Source organism: Skermanella aerolata KACC 11604, from assembly GCF_000936425.1.
Taxonomy (GTDB): Bacteria; Pseudomonadota; Alphaproteobacteria; order Azospirillales; family Azospirillaceae; genus Skermanella; species Skermanella aerolata.
The window spans coordinates 60802-78250 of the sequence record NZ_AVFK01000023.1 but is presented as its reverse complement, the minus strand read 5'-3'; the positions used below and the strand labels follow the sequence as shown (position 1 = coordinate 78250).

11 protein-coding genes and 1 pseudogene are annotated in these 17449 nt (G+C 63.8%); all 12 read left to right on the top strand.

Annotated elements, in window-relative coordinates; all coding sequences use genetic code 11:
- The first annotated feature begins 412 nt into the window (after positions 1 to 412).
- Positions 413 to 553 carry a hypothetical protein gene (locus N826_RS44290; RefSeq protein WP_169789408.1) on the top strand — a complete coding sequence of 47 codons (141 nt, stop codon included), beginning with the start codon at positions 413 to 415 and terminating at the stop codon, positions 551 to 553.
- The gene (locus tag N826_RS24055) at positions 504 to 2723 is read left to right on the top strand and encodes a DUF3141 domain-containing protein (RefSeq protein WP_044432951.1); all 2220 of its coding nucleotides are present in this window, start codon (positions 504 to 506) and stop codon (positions 2721 to 2723) included. The genes N826_RS44290 and N826_RS24055 overlap by 50 nt, the downstream gene beginning before the upstream one ends.
- Positions 2724 to 2747: 24 nt before the next feature.
- Entirely contained in the window at positions 2748 to 3200 is a 453-nt protein-coding gene (locus N826_RS24050) for a hypothetical protein (protein ID WP_044432949.1), read from the top strand.
- Between the two features lie 138 nt (positions 3201 to 3338).
- Positions 3339 to 4268, top strand: a pseudogene (locus N826_RS24045) (bifunctional enoyl-CoA hydratase/phosphate acetyltransferase); the annotation flags it as partial.
- A gap of 4 nt (positions 4269 to 4272) precedes the next feature.
- Complete coding sequence (locus N826_RS24040; RefSeq protein WP_044432947.1) at positions 4273 to 5481, top strand: acetate/propionate family kinase; 1209 nt, start codon at positions 4273 to 4275, stop codon at positions 5479 to 5481.
- A 39-nt stretch (positions 5482 to 5520) separates the two neighbouring features.
- Positions 5521 to 6606, top strand: a complete 1086-nt coding sequence (locus tag N826_RS24035) for an efflux RND transporter periplasmic adaptor subunit (RefSeq protein WP_044432945.1) — start codon at positions 5521 to 5523, stop codon at positions 6604 to 6606.
- Entirely contained in the window at positions 6603 to 7745 is a 1143-nt protein-coding gene (locus tag N826_RS24030; protein ID WP_044432943.1) for an efflux RND transporter periplasmic adaptor subunit, read from the top strand. Before N826_RS24035 ends, N826_RS24030 begins: the two co-directional genes overlap by 4 nt.
- Positions 7742 to 10849 (top strand): efflux RND transporter permease subunit, encoded by a 3108-nt coding sequence (locus tag N826_RS24025; protein ID WP_044432941.1) that lies wholly within the window; start codon positions 7742 to 7744, stop codon positions 10847 to 10849. Before N826_RS24030 ends, N826_RS24025 begins: the two co-directional genes overlap by 4 nt.
- Entirely contained in the window at positions 10846 to 13434 is a 2589-nt protein-coding gene (locus N826_RS24020) for a glycogen/starch/alpha-glucan phosphorylase (RefSeq protein WP_244619594.1), read from the top strand. The genes N826_RS24025 and N826_RS24020 overlap by 4 nt, the downstream gene beginning before the upstream one ends.
- A 59-nt stretch (positions 13435 to 13493) precedes the next feature.
- Positions 13494 to 15632 (top strand): glycogen debranching protein GlgX, encoded by a 2139-nt coding sequence (glgX, locus tag N826_RS24015; protein WP_044432937.1) that lies wholly within the window; start codon positions 13494 to 13496, stop codon positions 15630 to 15632.
- Between the two features lie 56 nt (positions 15633 to 15688).
- Complete coding sequence (locus N826_RS24010; protein WP_044432935.1) at positions 15689 to 16639, top strand: L-lactate dehydrogenase; 951 nt, start codon at positions 15689 to 15691, stop codon at positions 16637 to 16639.
- An 86-nt stretch (positions 16640 to 16725) separates the two neighbouring features.
- A complete protein-coding gene (locus N826_RS24005) occupies positions 16726 to 17352 on the top strand; it encodes an ATP-dependent Clp protease proteolytic subunit (RefSeq protein WP_044432933.1) in 627 nt (208 codons plus the stop codon).
- Positions 17353 to 17449: the final 97 nt, after the last annotated feature.

The window sequence follows — 17449 nt, the reverse complement described above, 5'->3', positions numbered from 1 at the left end:
AGGGTTCGGGCAGGTAACAGCCGATGCATGCAACGGTAACAGGCTAGGTAACAGCGACTTCCATCCACTATGATCCGTCGTGCGGTCAGTCATGACTATGACCTGCCATGACTATGACCTGCGCCGAAAAGAGCGGCGCCACGAAGACCGAGAAAGGCGCCGCCAAGTGATCTTTCCGGAGATAGGCCCTTTGCCGCCAATCTGGTGGCCAAGCTCTCAGGAGTGATGATAATGAAGGCCAATCCCACGCTCATGTTCAGCGGTGCGCTAACCTTGGTGGCGTTCACAGTGCCGTCAGCTTCTGCTGAGGCTCAGTTTCAAATTTAGAAACAAGGGACGAGCTTCGTCCTTATTATCGAAATCCACTCTTTTATGAATAATGCCGGAAATGACTCGACGCCCGTGATCGAGGATGAACGTGATCGAGGATGAACGCCAGGGAGTTCTAGATGCCTCAACGCCCGACAAGATTGACAAGCCTTTCAAGGTCTCCAGGGCCCGCGATGCCGGACAGATCGGCGAAACCGGTATTCGAGCTCTTTTTTCCGCTTAACCCTTTCAGCAGCATCCTCGAATACTGGACAGACTCTTTTCAACGGACCGTCCTGTTTTGGGACGTCATGCGTAAACGCGGCAACCAGGCGATCGAACATGCCGAAGCTGGAGAACCCCCGGTCCTGTCGTTCCGCAATGAAGTCGTGATCGATGGAAGAACGCTGGAGCGGCCCTGCAACTACATGCTGCTGCGCATCCTTCCCAACCCGGAATCCGGTGTACGGATCGATCCGGCGAAGCGCCCCTTCGTCGTCGTCGATCCTCGGGCGGGCCACGGTCCCGGCATCGGTGGCTTCAAGCCGGACAGCCAGATCGGCAATGCCCTGGAGGCGGGCCATCCCTGCTACTTCATAAGCTTCCTGCCCGAGCCGGTTCCCGGCCAGACGCTGGGCGATGTAGCGTCCGCCGAAGCTGCCTTCATCGAGCGGGTGCATGCGATGCACCTCGACGCCGAGGGCAAGCCCTGCGTCATCGCCAACTGCCAGGCGGGCTGGGCCATGATGGCGATGGGCGCCCTCCATCCCGATCTGATGGGGCCGATGATCATCGCCGGCTCGCCCCTGTCGTATTGGGCCGGGGTCAAGGGGCAGAACCCGATGCGCTACACAGGGGGACTGTCCGGCGGCACTTGGATGACCGCGCTTTCCAGCGATCTGGGGAATGGCCGCTTCGACGGCTCCCTTCTGGTATCCAACTTTGAGCGTCTCAATCCCAGCCATACCTACTGGAGCAAGCCGTACAACCTTTATTCAAAGATCGACACCGAAGAACAGCGCTACCTGGAATTCGAGAAATGGTGGAGCGGCTTCTTCCTGTTGAATGGGGAGGAGATACAGGCGATCACCGACGAGTTGTTCGTCGGAAACAAGCTGTCCACCGGCCAGATCGTGACCAAGGAAGGGCAGCGGGTGGATCTCCGCAACATCCGGTCGCCGATCCTGGTATTCGCCTCGTTCGGCGACAACATCACGCCGCCGCAGCAGGCGCTCGGCTGGATCCTCGATCTGTACGACAGCGTCGACGATATCCGCTCCCGCGAGCAGACCATCATCTACAATTTGCATCACGACATCGGGCATCTCGGCATTTTCGTGTCCGGCAAGATCGCCCGGAAGGAAACAGCGGAGTTTGTCGAGAACATCGATCTGGTCGACCTGCTGCCGCCCGGCCTCTATGAATTGATCATCGAGCCCAAGGGGCCGGACACCGTCGAGGGCGATCTGATCGTCGGCAACTACGTCACCCGTTTCGAGCCCCGTACGCTTGACGACATCCGCGCGTTCGGGGTCAACGACACGCAGGATGACCTGCGTTTTGCCACCGTAGCCCGGATATCTGACATCAGTCTCGGTCTGTACGACCTGTTCCTGCGGCCCTGGGTCCGCGCCATGACCACGGAAGCCGGCGCTCAGGCCATGCGGCGCATGAGCTCTCACCGGTCCAAGTACTACATGCTGTCCGACCTCAATCCGGCCATGCAGGTGGTCAAGGCGATGGCCGAGAGCGTACGGCAAACCCGGCGTCCGGCCCCGGATGACAATCCATACCTGAAGGGCCAGAACCAGGCTTCCGAACGGATCGTCCAGGCCCTGGATACCTGGCGCGATATGCGCGACGCCACGTACGAGGCGTTCTTCATGAACACCTACGGATCGCCGGTGCTGCAAGCGCTCGTCGGCCTGCACAGGCCGGGTGCGGAGGCGCGCCCACGGCGGGTCAGGGACGAAGCCTTCGAGGCGCTGGTGCGGAGGCGGCTTGAAGAGATCACGTCGCGGGTCGCGGAGGGCGGCAGCGTGGAAGCGCTGGTCCGCATCTTGATCCAGGTCCGCGAGAGTGGGGGTCCGATCGACGAGCGCGGTTTTCAGATGCTTCGCAGGATCGGCAAGGAGCGCCGGGATGAGAAGCGGATATCGTTGGACCGGTTCCGCCAAATTCTGAAGGAACAGGTCTTCCTGATGGAACTGGACCGGGAACGCGCCGTGGCGGCCCTGCCCAAGCTGGTGCCGGCGGAGCAGGACCGCCGATCCGTGGTCGAGGCGGCGCAGCAGCTTCTTGACGTGCACGGCACGCCGCATCCGGACGAACTCGCCCGGCTCCATCAGATCAAGCTGCTGCTGAACTTGGAAACGGAGCCGGCCGGCCGGGCCACTCACCGCCAAGCCGGCTGATTTCATCAAACTGGGAGTGAATCCATGACCGAAGCCAGCTCAGAAAAATTCGAAGGACTGATCACGCCCGACGAATTGCGCAAGATCACCGAAGACAAGGAAATGGCCGAGCTGCGCAAGGCGCTCGAGCACCAGAAGAAAGTCGAATCGGAGCAGAAGGATGTCTACCAGGCCTTCATGAACCAGCATGTCCACCCGGAAGCCAAGGCGCGGGTCACCGCAGCGGTACGCAGGGCGGCCGAGCGCGGTGAGAAGGAAATCCAGGTCATGCGTTTCTCCAGCGAGTTCTGTACGGACAGCGGACGGGCGATCAACAACTTCGAACCGAACTGGCCCGAAACGCTGACCGGTTTCGCCAAGGAAGCCTACGATGCCTGGGACCAAAATCTGCGTCCGCTCGGATATAAGCTGAGGGCTCAGATCCTGAACTACCCCAACGGCATGCCCGGCGATGTCGGCATGATCCTGTACTGGTAACGCTGGCGGCGGCAGCCGGTCCTGGCCGCCGCCGTCCGCCAAGGAAGGCCCCGAGGAATGAAACAGAGCGACGACGCATCGCCGGCCAGCGTGAACACGCCGGTCAACGTGAACATTCACGCCAGCTTACCAGCCCGCCGCCATGACAAGTACGAACGCCTGATCGCCCTGACCCGCGAAAACCCGGCGATCCCAACCGCGGTTGCGCATCCCTGCGACGATGCCTCGCTCCGCGCCGCGGTCGAGGCGGCCGAGGCCGGCATCATCGTACCGATCCTGACCGGTCCTGCCGTAAAGATCCGGGCCACGGCCGAAAAGGCCGGGCTGAACATCGCCCGCTACGAGATCGTCGATGCGCCGCACAGTCATGGCGCCGCCGAGGAGGCGGTGTTTCTGGTGCGAACCGGACGGGCCGAGCTGCTGATGAAGGGCAGCCTGCACACCGACGAGCTAATGAGCGAGGTCATGAAGCGGGACACCGGCTTGCGCACCGGTCGGCGGGTCAGCCACGCCTTCATCATGGACGTGCCGACATATCCCAAGCCGCTCGTCATCACCGACGCGGCGATCAATATCCAGCCGACGCTGGAAGACAAGGTCGATATAATTCAGAACGCCATCGACCTTGCCCGGGCGCTCGGCATCGAGAACCCCAAGGTGGCTATCCTGTCGGCCGTCGAGACGGTCAACCCGAAGATCCCTTCGACCATCGAGGCGGCGGCGCTGTGCAAGATGGCCGAACGCGGCCAGATCACGGGCGGGGTGCTGGACGGGCCGCTGGCGCTCGACAACGCCATCAGCGAGGAGGCGGCGCGGATCAAGGGTATCGACTCTCCCGTGGCGGGTCATGCCGACATCCTGGTGGTTCCCAACCTGGAAGCCGGCAACATGCTGGCGAAGAACCTGACCTTCCTGGCCAACGCCGATGCCGCCGGCATCGTCCTGGGGGCGCGCGTGCCGATAATCCTGACGAGCCGGGCCGACAGTGTAATGACACGCATGGCGTCCTGCGCCGTTGCCGCCCTCTACGCCCATCGCAGCCGCCTTGAAAACCCGATAAAGGGCTGATGCGATGCCGGACACCATCCTCGTCATCAATGCCGGCTCATCGAGCATCAAGTTCCAGCTCTTCGAGATCGCCGATGGCGCCGGCGAACTCACTCTGAGCCTGAAAGGACAGATCGAGGGCATCGGCTCCCACCCCAGCCTGATCGCCAGGAACAAGCAAGGGGAGATCGTCACGCACAGGATCTTCGCCGTCGCCGACCTACCAGACGCGCGGGCGGCACTCGGCCAATTGGCAAGCTGGCTGCGGGCTTGGCACGACGGGGCATTCCCGGTCGCCATCGGACACCGTGTCGTTCATGGCGGTCCCGACTACGACACGCATGTGGCCGTCGATGATGACGTGCTTGCCAAGCTGGAGGTCCTGGTACCGCTGGCGCCGCTGCACCAGCCGAACAACCTTCTGCCGATCCGGGCGATCCGTGCGACGCAGCCGGGTGTCTTGCAGGTCGCCTGCTTCGACACCGCCTTTCACCGGGGACACCCGGACGTAGCCGATCGCTACGCCATTCCCGAACAGCTCTACCTGGAAGGCATCCGCCGGTATGGCTTCCACGGCCTGAGCTACGAGTACATCACGCGATCGCTGCCCATCGTGGCGTCCGAGGTCGCCGGTGGCCGCATCGTGGTGGCGCATCTGGGCAGCGGCGCCAGCATGTGCGCGATCCGCGACGGCCGGAGCCTCGACAGCACGATGGGCTTCACGGCGCTGGACGGCCTGCCCATGGGCACTCGCCCCGGCCAGCTCGATGCCGGCGTCATCCTCCACCTGATCACGCACAAGGGCATGACTGCCGATGCCGTCCAGCACCTGCTCTATCACGACTGCGGGCTCAAGGGACTGTCCGGCATCAGCAACGACGTCCGTGACCTGCTCGCCAGCGACGATCCGCGCGCCAAGCTGGCTCTGGATTACTTTGTCTATCGGGCCGGCCTTGCCCTCGGCTCGCTGACCGCCGCGATCGAGGGCCTGGACGCCATCGTTTTCACGGCCGGCATCGGAGAAAACTCCCCCGTGATCCGGGCGCGGATCTGTCGGCAAGCCCGCTGGCTTGGCATCGACCTGGATAAGACGGCAAACGCGGCGACGGATGCGGCAGGCGCACGCCTGATTTCGTCTCCGGCCAGCCGGGTCAGGGTTTATGTCATCCCGACCGACGAGGAGCGCATGATCGCGCACCATACCCTGGAAATCTTCAGAAGGCAGCGCCGCTGAGCAAGTCCGTTGAGCTGGTTCCAAGAAGGACTCCGACAGATGTCATGGACGAAGAGAACAGCGATCATGGGCACCTTGGTGCTTCTGGGTTGCGAGCAACCGGCACCTCCGCCCGCCGAGTCGACGCTCGTCCGTGCCTTGGCGGTGCAGATGACGCAGTTCGACCGGACGACTGCCCTAACGGGCGAAATCCGGGCGCGCCGTGAAAGCAATCTGGGATTCCGCGTGGGAGGCAAGGTCACCGAACGCCCCGTGGACGTTGGAGATAAGGTTGCCGAGGGCGATCTGCTCGCCCGGCTGGACAACCAGGACCAGCTGAATGCCCTGCAAGCCGCCCAGTCCGATCTTGCGGCGGCACAAGCATCGATCGAGCAGAGCCGGACGCAGGCGGAGCGCCAGCGCAAACTTCTCGCCGATGGCTATACGACAAGGATCCAGTACGACAATGCCCAGCGGCGCTATGCCCAGGCACAGGCCGAACTGGCCGGAGCCGAGGCAAAGCTGAATTCGGCCCAGGACACGTTGTCCTACACCGAGCTGCGTGCCGACCGCGCCGGGGTCATCACGGCCAAGGCGGCGGAGCCGGGGCAAGTGGTGGCGTCCGGCCAGATGGTGGTGCGGCTGGCCGACCCGAACGAGCGGGAAGCCGTGTTCCAGGTTCCGGGAGCCGGTCTCCGGATCGACGGGAGACAGGCGGACCTGCCGCAAGTGGAAGTCCGCCTTGTCAGCGACCAGAACCTTATCGCCGACGGTACCATTCGCGAGGTTTCGCCAGGGGTCGATCCGGTTACCAGGACCTACACGGTCAAGGTCGCACTGACCGATCCGCCTCCGGCTTTCCTGCTGGGATCGTCGGTCGTCGGGCGGGCCAAACTGCCGACGCAGTCGGTCATCAATCTCCCGTCCTCCGCCCTGTTCCAGACGGCGGCGGGCGAGCCGGCGGTCTGGGTCGTCGATCAGCCGCAGGATACGGTCAGCCTGCGGCCGGTGTCCGTCCTTCAGTACGATACGGGAACGGTTACCGTAACAAGCGGGCTCGATACCGGCGAAACGGTCGTGATCGGCGGCAGCCAGAAGCTCAGGCCGGGACAGAAGGTCACGATCAGGCAGGGGAGCGGGGCATGATGAACAGGCGAGTTCCGACTTCGGGCACACGGCTGCTGCCGGCCGCATTTCTCATTATGGCCGCGACGGGAGCCATGACGCTCACAGGCTGCGAAGAGCGGAACGCGCATCAAGCCGACGCGGCTCCCGTGATCCGTCCGGTCCAGACCCTTACGGTCCAACCCGTGACCTTCAGCATGTCCGGCTCCGTGACCGGGACGATCGAGGCGCGGGCCGAAGCGGACCTGGGTTTCCGCATCGCCGGCAAGCTGATCGAGCGGAAGGTCGATGTCGGCGATCGTGTCCGGGCAGGCGACCTGCTCGCCCGGCTGGACGATCAGGACCAGCGAAACGCCTTGCGCACAGCCGAGGCCGATCTCGCCATCGCCCAGGCGGAACAGGTGCAGGCCAACAACGAGGAAGCGCGCAAGCGCGAGCTTCTCAAGAACGGCAATACTACCCAGGTGCTCTACGATGCGGCATTGCTGTCCAAGCGCACGGCGGATGCCAAGGTGGTGGCCGCCCAAGCCGCCCGGCAGACGTCCAGGGACCGGGTCGGCTACACCGAACTGGTGGCGGATCGGGACGGGGTCGTGACCGGCGTCGGTCCCGATGCGGGTCAGGTCGTCGAGGTCGGCGAAATGGTCGCGCGGATCGCCCAGCCGGAGGAGCGGGAAGCCGTGTTCAATGTCGCCGAGGCCGGTGTCCGATCGGCGCCGAAGGAGCCGGTGATCGAAGTGGCCCTGGCCGGCGCGCCGGACATAACATCGGTGGGCCACGTTCGGGAAGTCTCGCCCCAGGCGGATCCCGTCACCCGGACCCATACCGTCCGGATAGCGCTCGAGAGCCCGCCCGACGCGCTGCGCCTCGGAGCCACCGTGACCGGAAGGCTCAAGCAGCCGCCGGCTCCCGTGGTCGAGCTGCCGGCCCCGGCGGTGGTCCATGAGGCGGAACAGACCTTCGTCTGGGTCGTCGATCCGAAGCAGCAGACGGTCAAGCGCCGTACGGTCTCGACCCGGCCCGGACAAGCCGGCGGGCCGGTCGTCGTCACCGACGGCCTAGCCCAGGGAGACATCGTCGTCACCGCCGGCGCGCACAGCCTTGCGGAAGGCCAGCGGGTCCGGCTTGGAAAGCAAATCGAAACGGCGGCGGCACCATGACCGGCTTTAATCTCTCCGAGTGGGCGCTTCGGCACCGCTCCTTCACCTGGTACCTGATCCTTGCCCTGACGCTGGCCGGCGGCATCGCCTACACACGGCTCGGCCGGGAGGAAGACCCGGCCTTCGCCATCAAGACCATGGTGGTCCAGACCGCATGGCCCGGCGCCACCATCGACGACATGATCAATCTGGTGACCGACCCGATCGAGAAGAAGCTCGAGGAGGTGCCCTATCTCGACTACGTCAAGAGCTACACCCGGCCAGGATTTTCGGTCGTCTATGTCAACTTGAAGGACTATACGCCCGCCGAGGAAATCCCGGACCTGTGGTATCAGGTGCGCAAGAAGATCGCCGACATGAGGGGCTCCCTGCCGCAGGGTATTCAGGGACCGGTCTTCAACGACGAGTTCGGCGATACCTTCGGTACGGTCTACGCCTTCACGGCCGATGGTTTCAGCTACCGTGAACTGAAGGACTTTGCCGAAACGGCGCGGGCCGAACTGATGCGCGTGCCGGATGTCGGCAAGATCCAGTTCGTCGGCATCCAGAACGAAAAGATCTACCTGGACTTCTCGACCCGGCAGCTTGCGGCGCTGGGGATCGACCGCAATCAGATCGTCGCCGAACTTCAGGCGCAGAACGCGGTGGCTCCAGCCGGTGTCGTCCAGGCCGGCGATGAGAAGGTCACGGTCCGGGTCAGCGGCGAACTCGCCTCAGAGGAGAGTCTTCGAAGCATCAACCTGCGAGCCGACGGCAAGTTCTACCGGCTTGCCGATCTTGCGGAGGTCCGGCGCGGCTATGCCGATCCGCCGGCGCCGATCTTCCGCTACAACGGTGAACCCGCCATCGGCATGATCATCTCGATGGCCGCTGGCGGCAACGTCCTGGATTTCGGCGAGGGCATCCACGAGCGGATGCGTCAGGTCGAAGCGAACCTGCCGATCGGCATCAACACTCATCTGGTCGCCAATCAGTCCGTCGTCGTCGAGGAGTCGGTCGCCGGCTTCACCAAGGCGCTGAAGGAAGCGGTCATCATCGTCCTGGCGGTCAGCTTCGTCAGCTTGGGACTGCGCGCCGGGATCGTGGTGGCCTGCTCGATCCCGCTGGTGCTGGCGATGACCTTCATCGGCATGGAATACTTCGGCATCGCACTCCAGCGGATCTCGCTCGGAGCCTTGATCATCGCATTGGGCCTGCTGGTGGACGATGCCATGATCACCGTCGAGATGATGATCACCAAGCTGGAGGAAGGGCTCAGCCTGGATAAGGCGGCGACCTTCGCCTACACCTCGACGGCCTTTCCGATGCTCACCGGCACGCTGATCACTGTGGCGGGCTTCATTCCGATCGGATTTGCGCAAGGCGGTGCGGCGGAATACTGCTTCTCGCTGTTCGCCGTGGTGGCGATGGCGCTGCTGTTTTCCTGGATCGTGGCCGTCATGTTCGCCCCGCTGATCGGGGTCAAGGTGCTGCGGCCGCCCGATCCGAAAAAGCAGCATGCCGGGCATGGGGAGCCGGGCCGCCTGATGCGCGCGTTCCGGTGGAGCCTGCGTCTCGCCATGCGGGCAAGATATGTCGTGATCATTGTCACGGTGGCGCTGTTCGGCCTTTCCGTGTTCGGCCTGCGCTTCGTTCAGCAGCAGTTCTTTCCGGCATCCGATCGGTCGGAGCTGCTGGTCAACCTGACGCTGCCCCAGACCTCCTCGATCAAGGCGACGCAGGAAGTGGTGGACCGATTCGAGAAGGTGCTGGCCGCCGATCCGGAAATTGCCAGCTGGAGCTTCTACATAGGCCAGGGTGCCATCCGGTTCTATCTGCCCTTGGACGTCCAGCTCGCCAACGACTACTTCGCTCAGGCGGTGGTGGTGACCAAGGGATACGATCTCCGCGACGGTGTCCGGGCGCGGCTGGAAAAGGTGCTGAACGAGGATTTCTCGGACCTGAGTACCCGTGTCAGCCCGCTGGAGATGGGACCGCCGGTCGGCTGGCCGATCCAGTACCGGGTTTCCGGACCCGATGTCGGGCAGGTGCGGGAAGCCGCCTACCGGCTGGCCGATACGATCGGCACGAACCCGTATACGCTGCTGATCAATTACGACTGGAACGAACCGTCGAAGGTGGTGCGGGTCGATGTCGATCAGGATAAGGCGCGCCAGTTGGGGATCAGCTCCAAGTCCCTGAGCGAGGCGCTGAACGCCACGGTATCGGGCGCGATCTTCACCCAGGTGCGTGACGGCATCTACCTGATCGACGTGGTGGCCCAGGCCAGCAATGCGGAGCGCAGTTCGATCGAAACCCTGCGCAACCTCCAGGTCGCCCTTCCGGACGGCCGCACCGTGCCGCTGAGAGAGGTTGCAACGCTGCGCTACGACCTTGAGCAGCCGCTGATCTGGCGGCGCGAGCGCCTGCCTACGATCACCGTCCAGGCCGACCTGGTTCCACCACTCCAGGCGCCGACGATCGTAAATCAGCTCGCACCAGCGGTGGACCAGCTGCGGCAAAGCCTGCCTCCGGGATACTCCATCGAGGTCGGCGGCACGGTCGAGAACAGCGCCAAGGGCATGACGTCGATCACGGCGGTATTCCCGATCATGATCTTCGTGATGCTGACCATCCTGATGATCCAGCTCCAGAGTTTCCAGAAGCTGTTTCTGGTTATCAGCGTCGCCCCTCTTGGCCTGATCGGCGTGGTCGCGGCGCTCGTGCCGACCGGCACGCCGCTGGGCTTCGTCGCCATCCTCGGCGTGGTGGCACTGATCGGGATGATCGTCCGCAACTCGGTCATCATGATCGCACAGATCGACGAACATCTGGAGGCGGGGGAGCATCCCTGGGATGCCGTGATCAATGCCACGATGCATCGCGTGCGGCCGATCATGCTGACGGCGGCCGCTGCCAGCCTCGGCATGATCCCGATAGCACCTGAAGTCTTCTGGGGACCCATGGCCTACGCGATCATCGGCGGCCTGATCGTGGCCACGGTGCTGACCCTGCTGTTCCTGCCCGCCCTCTACGTCACCTGGTTCCGCATCAAGGAACCCGGCCGGGAGAAAGCGACGGAAGATACCACGGGACCCTTGCATGCCGGGGCGGCCGGGGAATGACGCGGGCTCGTCAATCGCAGGTCGGCTGGAGCGAAGCGGCAGCCGACATGGACGCGGCACAGGGAGGACACGCTATGGGCAGCGACGGGATAGCAGTCGACACTCCGGACATGAGCAAGCTTCTCCAGCAGTACGGGTGCGGGCCGATCCGGTTCACCGGGACGAGCGATGCGCTTTACGAGCGGCACCTCATGTTCGACAACGTTGCCGATCTGTCGACACTGGGGCCGCGGGAGCGCTTCGAGGCCGTCGCCCGCTCCGTCCGGGATGTCCTCTCGCAACGATGGGTGCTCACGGAGCAGACATACGCGCGACAAAACCCCAAGCGCGTCTACTATCTGTCCATGGAGTTCCTGGTCGGGCGCTCCCTGACCAACAACCTTCTGAATCTCCTTTTGGATCCTGTCGTAAAGCGGGCCACCGCCGACAAGGGCCTCGACTGGATCGCGGTGCTGGAGCAGGAGCCCGATGCCGGCTTGGGCAACGGCGGGCTTGGCCGCCTCGCCGCATGTTTCATCGACTCCATGGCCACGATGCAGCTTCCGGCAATGGGCTACGGGCTGCGGTACGAGTACGGCATCTTCAAGCAGACGATCCGGGACGGCTGGCAGGTCGAGCAGCCGGACAACTGGTTGCGGCGTCCCGACCCGTGGGAAGTCGTCCGGCCCGAGGAGAAGGTGGAGGTCAAGCTCGGCTGCTCGTTCGAGGTGCGCGGCGGGACCCTGGGGGTGATCGTCGGCAGGCCCTCGAGCCTGCTCGGCATCCCTTACGACCGCCCGGTCGTGGGCTATGGCGGAAAGACCGTCAACACGCTCCGGCTCTGGGCCGCCGCGGCACCCGACACCTTCGACTTCCAGGCCTTCAGCGCCGGCGACTTCGTGGGCGCGCTGGCCGAGCGGCTGACGGCGGAGTCCCTGACACGGGTGCTCTATCCCGACGATTCCACGAGCATGGGCCAGGGACTGCGTTTCGTGCAGGAGTATTTCCTCGTCGCCTGCTCGCTGGCGGACCTCGTGCGGCGCTTCCGCCTGCACAATTCCGACCAGGGGATTCCGAACTGGAGCAAGCTGCCGGCCAAGGCCGCCATCCAGCTCAACGACACGCACCCGAGCTTGGCCGTGCCCGAGCTGATGCGGCTCTTGCTCGACGAGGCGCGGCTTGGATGGGACGAGGCGTGGAACCTTACCCGTCAGACGCTGGCCTACACGAACCACACACTCCTTCCCGAAGCCCTGGAGAAGTGGCCGCTGCCCTGGTTCGCACTGCTGCTGCCGCGTCATCTGGAGATCATCCTGGAAATCGACCGTCGCCTCACGGAGGAGGTGCAGGCCCGCTTTCCGGGCGATGACGGCCGTGTCGAGCGCGTGAGCCTGATCGAGGAAGGCGCCGAGCGCAAGATCCGGATGGCCAACCTCGCCATCGTCGGCTCGCACAGCACCAACGGCGTCGCCGCCATCCATTCCGACCTGCTGCGAACGGTCACGGTCAAGGATCTGGCCGAGATGTTCCCCGAGAGCTTCAGCAACAAGACCAACGGCGTGACGCCCCGGCGCTGGCTTCTGCTGGCCAACCCGCATCTGGCCCGCAGCATCACCAACGCCATCGGCGACGGCTGGGTCACCGACCTTGGCGAACTGGAAAGGCTCAAGCCGCTCGCCGAAGACAAGGGATTTCGCGATGCCGTCCGTACCGCGAAGCGCGAAGCCAAGTCGCGGTTCGCCGATTGGCTCCAATCCACGTCCGGCGTAACCGTGGACCCGGATACGATCTTCGACTGTCAGATCAAGCGCATCCATGAGTACAAGCGGCAATTGCTGAATGCTTTGCGGGTGGTGGTGCTCTACAACCGCCTGCGCGAGAACCCGGATCTTGAGATGGCGCCGCGCACGTTCTTTTTCGCGGGCAAGGCAGCACCCGCCTATCACCTGGCCAAGATCATCATCAAGTTCCTGAACAATCTGGCCGGCGCCATCGATGGCGATCCGGCGGTGCGCGGACGCCTCAAGGTCGTGTTCCTGCCCGAGTACTCCGTGTCCCTGGCGGAGCGGCTGATTCCGGCCAGCGACGTATCCAACCAGATCTCGACGGCGGGATATGAGGCGAGCGGTACGAGCAACATGAAGTTCATGATGAACGGGGCCTTGACCATCGGAACGCGGGACGGCGCCACGATCGAGATGGCCGAAGCCGCCGGCGAAGACAACTTCTTCATGTTCGGCCTGACGGCGGAGCAGGTGGCCGGCAGCCGAAGCTGGTACAGCCCGCACTGGCATTATGACAACGAACCGGAAACCCGCGCGGCACTCGACCTGATCTTTTCCGACCACTTCAGCCGCTTCGAACCGGGCATCTTCGAGCCGCTGCGCCAGACCCTGCTGACCGGCGGCGACCACTACATGCACTTGGCGGACCTCAAGGCCTACCTCGAGGCGGACAATCGGCTGCTTGAGCTGTATCGCGATCCGGATGAGTGGGCTCGCAAGGTCATCGTGAACGTCGCCAGCTCCGGAAAGTTCTCCAGCGACCGTACGATCGCGGAATACGCGGCCGAGATCTGGGATGCGAAACCATGCCCAGTGCCCTGAGGTAATCCTGGGACGCAATCCTGGAGAACGCTCGCTTTACCGACCACTCGGTGAGGACAATGCTCGAAATCGACTCAAGGGTCGCGCGCCCGGACTTGGCAGACGGTCCGCTGCAAGGAACCAGCTCCCCGCTGGGAGCTTCGCCGTGCCGCGATGGGGTGAACTTCAGCGTGTTCTCCAAGCATGCCTCTGCGATCGAGCTGCTGCTTTTCGACGATGTCGATGACGCATGCCCCAAGCATGTGATCCGCATCGATCCCGCATCCGGCCGTACCGGACACTACTGGCACGTGTTCGTCCCTGGCATCAAGGCAGGCCAGATCTACGGCTATCGCGCCGATGGACCTCGGGACCTGGCGAAAGGCATGCGCTTCGATCCCACCAAGCTCCTTCTAGATCCGTATGGACGAGGCGTGATCGTTCCGGATCGATACAGCCGCGATGCAGCCAAGGGAGCCGGCGCCAATATCGCAACCGCGATGAAGAGCGTCATGGTCGACCCGAGCGACTACGACTGGGAAGGCGACGAGCCGCTGAGGCGGTCATCGGCGCAAACCATCATCTACGAAATGCATGTCAAGGGGTTCACCCGCCATCCCAGCTCCGGTCTCGGCGAAAAGACCCGTGGCACCTATGCAGGCCTGATCGAAAAGATCCCTTATCTCCGGCAGTTGGGGATCACCGCGGTAGAACTGCTGCCCGTTTTCCAGTTCGACGCGCAGGATTGCCCACCGGGGAAGGTCAACTACTGGGGCTATGCGCCGGTGTCGTTCTTCGCCCCGCATCAGGCCTACAGCTCGCGCCGGGACCCGCTCGGTCCCGTGAACGAGTTCCGCGACATGGTCAAGGCGCTGCACCGGGCGGGCATCGAAGTGATCCTCGACGTCGTGTTCAACCACACCGCGGAAGGTGGCCACGACGGACCGACGCTGTGTTTTCGCGGGTTGGACAATGCCGCCTATTACATTCTTGAAGAGGACCGCGAACGCTACGCCAACTACACCGGCACCGGCAATACCTTGAATGCCAACCACCCCGTCGTCCGCCGGATGATCGTGGACAGTCTCCGGTACTGGGTGAAGGAAATGCATGTGGACGGATTCCGGTTCGATCTCGCGTCGATCCTGGCGCGGGACCCGTCGGGACAGCCGATCCCGAACCCGCCGGTTCTGTGGGACATCGACACGGACCCGGCGCTCGCGGGCACCAAGCTCTTCGCGGAGGCCTGGGACGCGGCGGGCCTCTACCAGGTCGGCAGCTTCATCGGAGACAGTTGGAAGGAGTGGAACGGCAGGTTCCGCGATGACATCAGGGCCTTCTTTCGCGGCGAGCCTGGATCGGCGGCGCGGGCCGCCGACCGGTTGGTCGGTAGTCCCAACATCTACGGGCACGAGGAACGCGAGGCGGAGCAGAGCGTCAATTTCGTCACCTGTCACGACGGCTTCACCCTCAACGACCTCGTGTCCTACAATGCGAAGCACAATGAGGCCAATGGGGAGGGCAACCGCGACGGTGCTGACGACAACCGCAGTTGGAACTGCGGCGTCGAGGGGCCGTCCGAAGACCGGAGCATCGAGAGGCTGCGGAACCGGCAGGTGAGGAACTTCCTGACCGTTACGTTGCTCTCGCTCGGCATGCCCATGATCCTGATGGGTGACGAGGTGCTGCGCACCCAGTACGGCAACAACAACGCCTATTGCCAGGACAACGAGGTCAGTTGGTTCGATTGGAACCTGGTCGAGAAGCATGCCGATCTGCATCGGTTCGTAACCCTGCTCAATGCATGGCGGCGCCTGCGCGACATGACGCACGAGCGCCGGCGCTGGAGCTTGAACGAACTGATCCGCCACGCGAGCAAGACCTGGCACGGCGTAAACATCGGGCAGCCGGATTGGGGGGAGCATTCCCATGCCTTTGCTTTCGAGGCACGGCTTTACCAGGCCGGACCCAGCATTTACCTGATCCTGAACGCGTACTGGGAGGCGCTGGAATTCGAATTGCCGCCGGTATGCGGCACCGGATGCTGGCGTCGATGGATCGACACCTCGCTTGAACCGCCACAGGAGATCAACCCATGGGAGTCGGCGGTCCCGCTGTCCGGTCTCACCTATCATGCGGCGGCACGCTCCGTCGTCGTCCTGTTCGAAGGATCGGGCGAACTGCACGTCGATCCCCAACCGTTACACTCCCGCCGGTAAGCCAAACGGCACCAGCTCAGAAACCTTGACCCTGAGGCCAACAGGAGGATCACGCCATGAAGATCGGAATCGTCGGAGCCGGCTTCGTCGGCAGCGCTGCGGCATATGCCATGGTGATGCGTGGCGTAGGTACGGAAATCGTGCTGGTGGACCGCAACGACGACCTCGCGGTGGCCCAGGCCGAAGATATCCATCACGCGACCCCCTTCGCCTATCCCATGCCCGTCAACGCGGGCGGTTACGACGCGCTGGCCAACTCCGGCGTCGTCGTGCTGGCGGCGGGAGCCAACCAGAAGCCGGGCGAAACGCGGCTGGAACTTCTGGAGCGCAACGCCGCCGTGTTCGGCGACATCATCCCTCATGTGCTGGAAGCGGCGCCGCAGGCTATCCTGCTGGTGGCGACCAACCCGGTCGACGTCATGACCCAGGTCTCGCTGGGGATCGCGCGCAGGATCACCCCGGATTTCCCGGCTGGTCGCGTAATCGGGTCGGGGACCGTCCTGGACACCGCCCGGTTCCGGGCGTTGCTGGCCAAGCATCTCGGCATCTCGCCCAAATCGGTCCACGCCCATGTGCTGGGCGAGCATGGCGACAGCGAAGTGCTGCACTGGTCGGGCGCCGATGCTGGAGCGATGCCGGTTTCCGCCTTCGCCGACGAGATCCGCCGCCCGCTGACCGAAGCCGTCCGGGCGGAGATCGACCAAGGCGTGCGCGGGGCCGCCGGCAAGATCATCAAGGGCAAGGGCGCCACGTGGTACGGCATCGGCGGCGCGCTGGCGCGGATCGTCCAGGCGATTTCCGACGACGAGCGGGCGGTGATGACCTGCTCGATCGTCAACCCGGAAGTGGCGGGCGTAGAGAATATCGCGCTGTCGCTGCCCAGGATCGTCGGTGTGGACGGTGTGATCGGCACCATTCATCCGCACATGGATGAGCAGGAGACTGCGGCTCTGGCCCTCAGTGCCGGTATCTTGAAGGAGGCGGTGATGTCGCTGGGAGTTGGATAGAAGTTGGGGGTTATGGCCGGCAGGCCAGCCGTCGGGGGGCATCGATACTTTATCGAGAACAGGCAAAGTCGAGCTAAGGACCGATCATGCCGTTACTGTCGCCGTGCCGCTTCGGTATCGCCGCTGCCCTGCTGGCGTTTCTGTCGGGGTGTGACCTGCTCCACTCCGCCCTGTTCATCCCCAGAGACTTTCCTCCGCCCCAGGTCACTCAGACGGACAGGTGGCTGGTCATCGACGGGATTGTCGTTTCGGATCTGGTGCTCCTCGTCAGAAGCATGCCGGACAGCGTCAAGCTGGTGATCCTCGATAGCCCAGGCGGGCTCGCGGGAGCGGGTGACGCGGTCGCCCAGGAATTCCGTCGCCGCGGCATAACGGCATACGTGCCAGCCGACAGCATCTGTTACAGCGCCTGTGCGCTCATGCTGGCCGGAGCGATCACCCGCATCGTCCATCCCACGGCCAGGCTGATGATCCACGCCGGCATGGTTTCCGACGATGTGCCAACATCCCAGATATACGATCTGCTGGTTGGCGCCAATGCCCGGATGGTGCGCCGGTTCATCGAGTACGGGGTCGATGCGAACTTCGTCAGGGAAACCGTGCGGTTACCCCGCAAGAAGCCCGAACGAATACTGATGGCCGAGGAGGCCGTCGCGGTCGGGCTGGCGACAGGTATCGGCATTTTGCCGGAAGGCGACGCCGCTATCGAATAATACCAACGGCATTGAAGCTTGACCGGTGAGTTCCGGCAAAGATGTCGGGCTGAAGAGGCCCGACCTACAAAAACAAGCGCGGGCAAAAGCACGCTGA

What these genes read in the sequence shown, in the direction of transcription:
- glgX (WP_044432937.1), top strand. Translation starts at nt 13,494, where the DNA reads ATGCTCGAAATCGACTCAAGGGTCGCGCGCCCGGACTTGGCAGACGGT.
- N826_RS24030 (WP_044432943.1), top strand. Translation starts at nt 6,603, where the DNA reads ATGATGAACAGGCGAGTTCCGACTTCGGGCACACGGCTGCTGCCGGCC.
- N826_RS24010 (WP_044432935.1), top strand. Translation starts at nt 15,689, where the DNA reads ATGAAGATCGGAATCGTCGGAGCCGGCTTCGTCGGCAGCGCTGCGGCA.
- N826_RS24020 (WP_244619594.1), top strand. Translation starts at nt 10,846, where the DNA reads ATGACGCGGGCTCGTCAATCGCAGGTCGGCTGGAGCGAAGCGGCAGCC.
- N826_RS44290 (WP_169789408.1), top strand. Translation starts at nt 413, where the DNA reads ATGAACGTGATCGAGGATGAACGCCAGGGAGTTCTAGATGCCTCAACG.
- N826_RS24040 (WP_044432947.1), top strand. Translation starts at nt 4,273, where the DNA reads ATGCCGGACACCATCCTCGTCATCAATGCCGGCTCATCGAGCATCAAG.
- N826_RS24035 (WP_044432945.1), top strand. Translation starts at nt 5,521, where the DNA reads ATGTCATGGACGAAGAGAACAGCGATCATGGGCACCTTGGTGCTTCTG.
- N826_RS24050 (WP_044432949.1), top strand. Translation starts at nt 2,748, where the DNA reads ATGACCGAAGCCAGCTCAGAAAAATTCGAAGGACTGATCACGCCCGAC.
- N826_RS24005 (WP_044432933.1), top strand. Translation starts at nt 16,726, where the DNA reads ATGCCGTTACTGTCGCCGTGCCGCTTCGGTATCGCCGCTGCCCTGCTG.
- N826_RS24025 (WP_044432941.1), top strand. Translation starts at nt 7,742, where the DNA reads ATGACCGGCTTTAATCTCTCCGAGTGGGCGCTTCGGCACCGCTCCTTC.
- N826_RS24055 (WP_044432951.1), top strand. Translation starts at nt 504, where the DNA reads ATGCCGGACAGATCGGCGAAACCGGTATTCGAGCTCTTTTTTCCGCTT.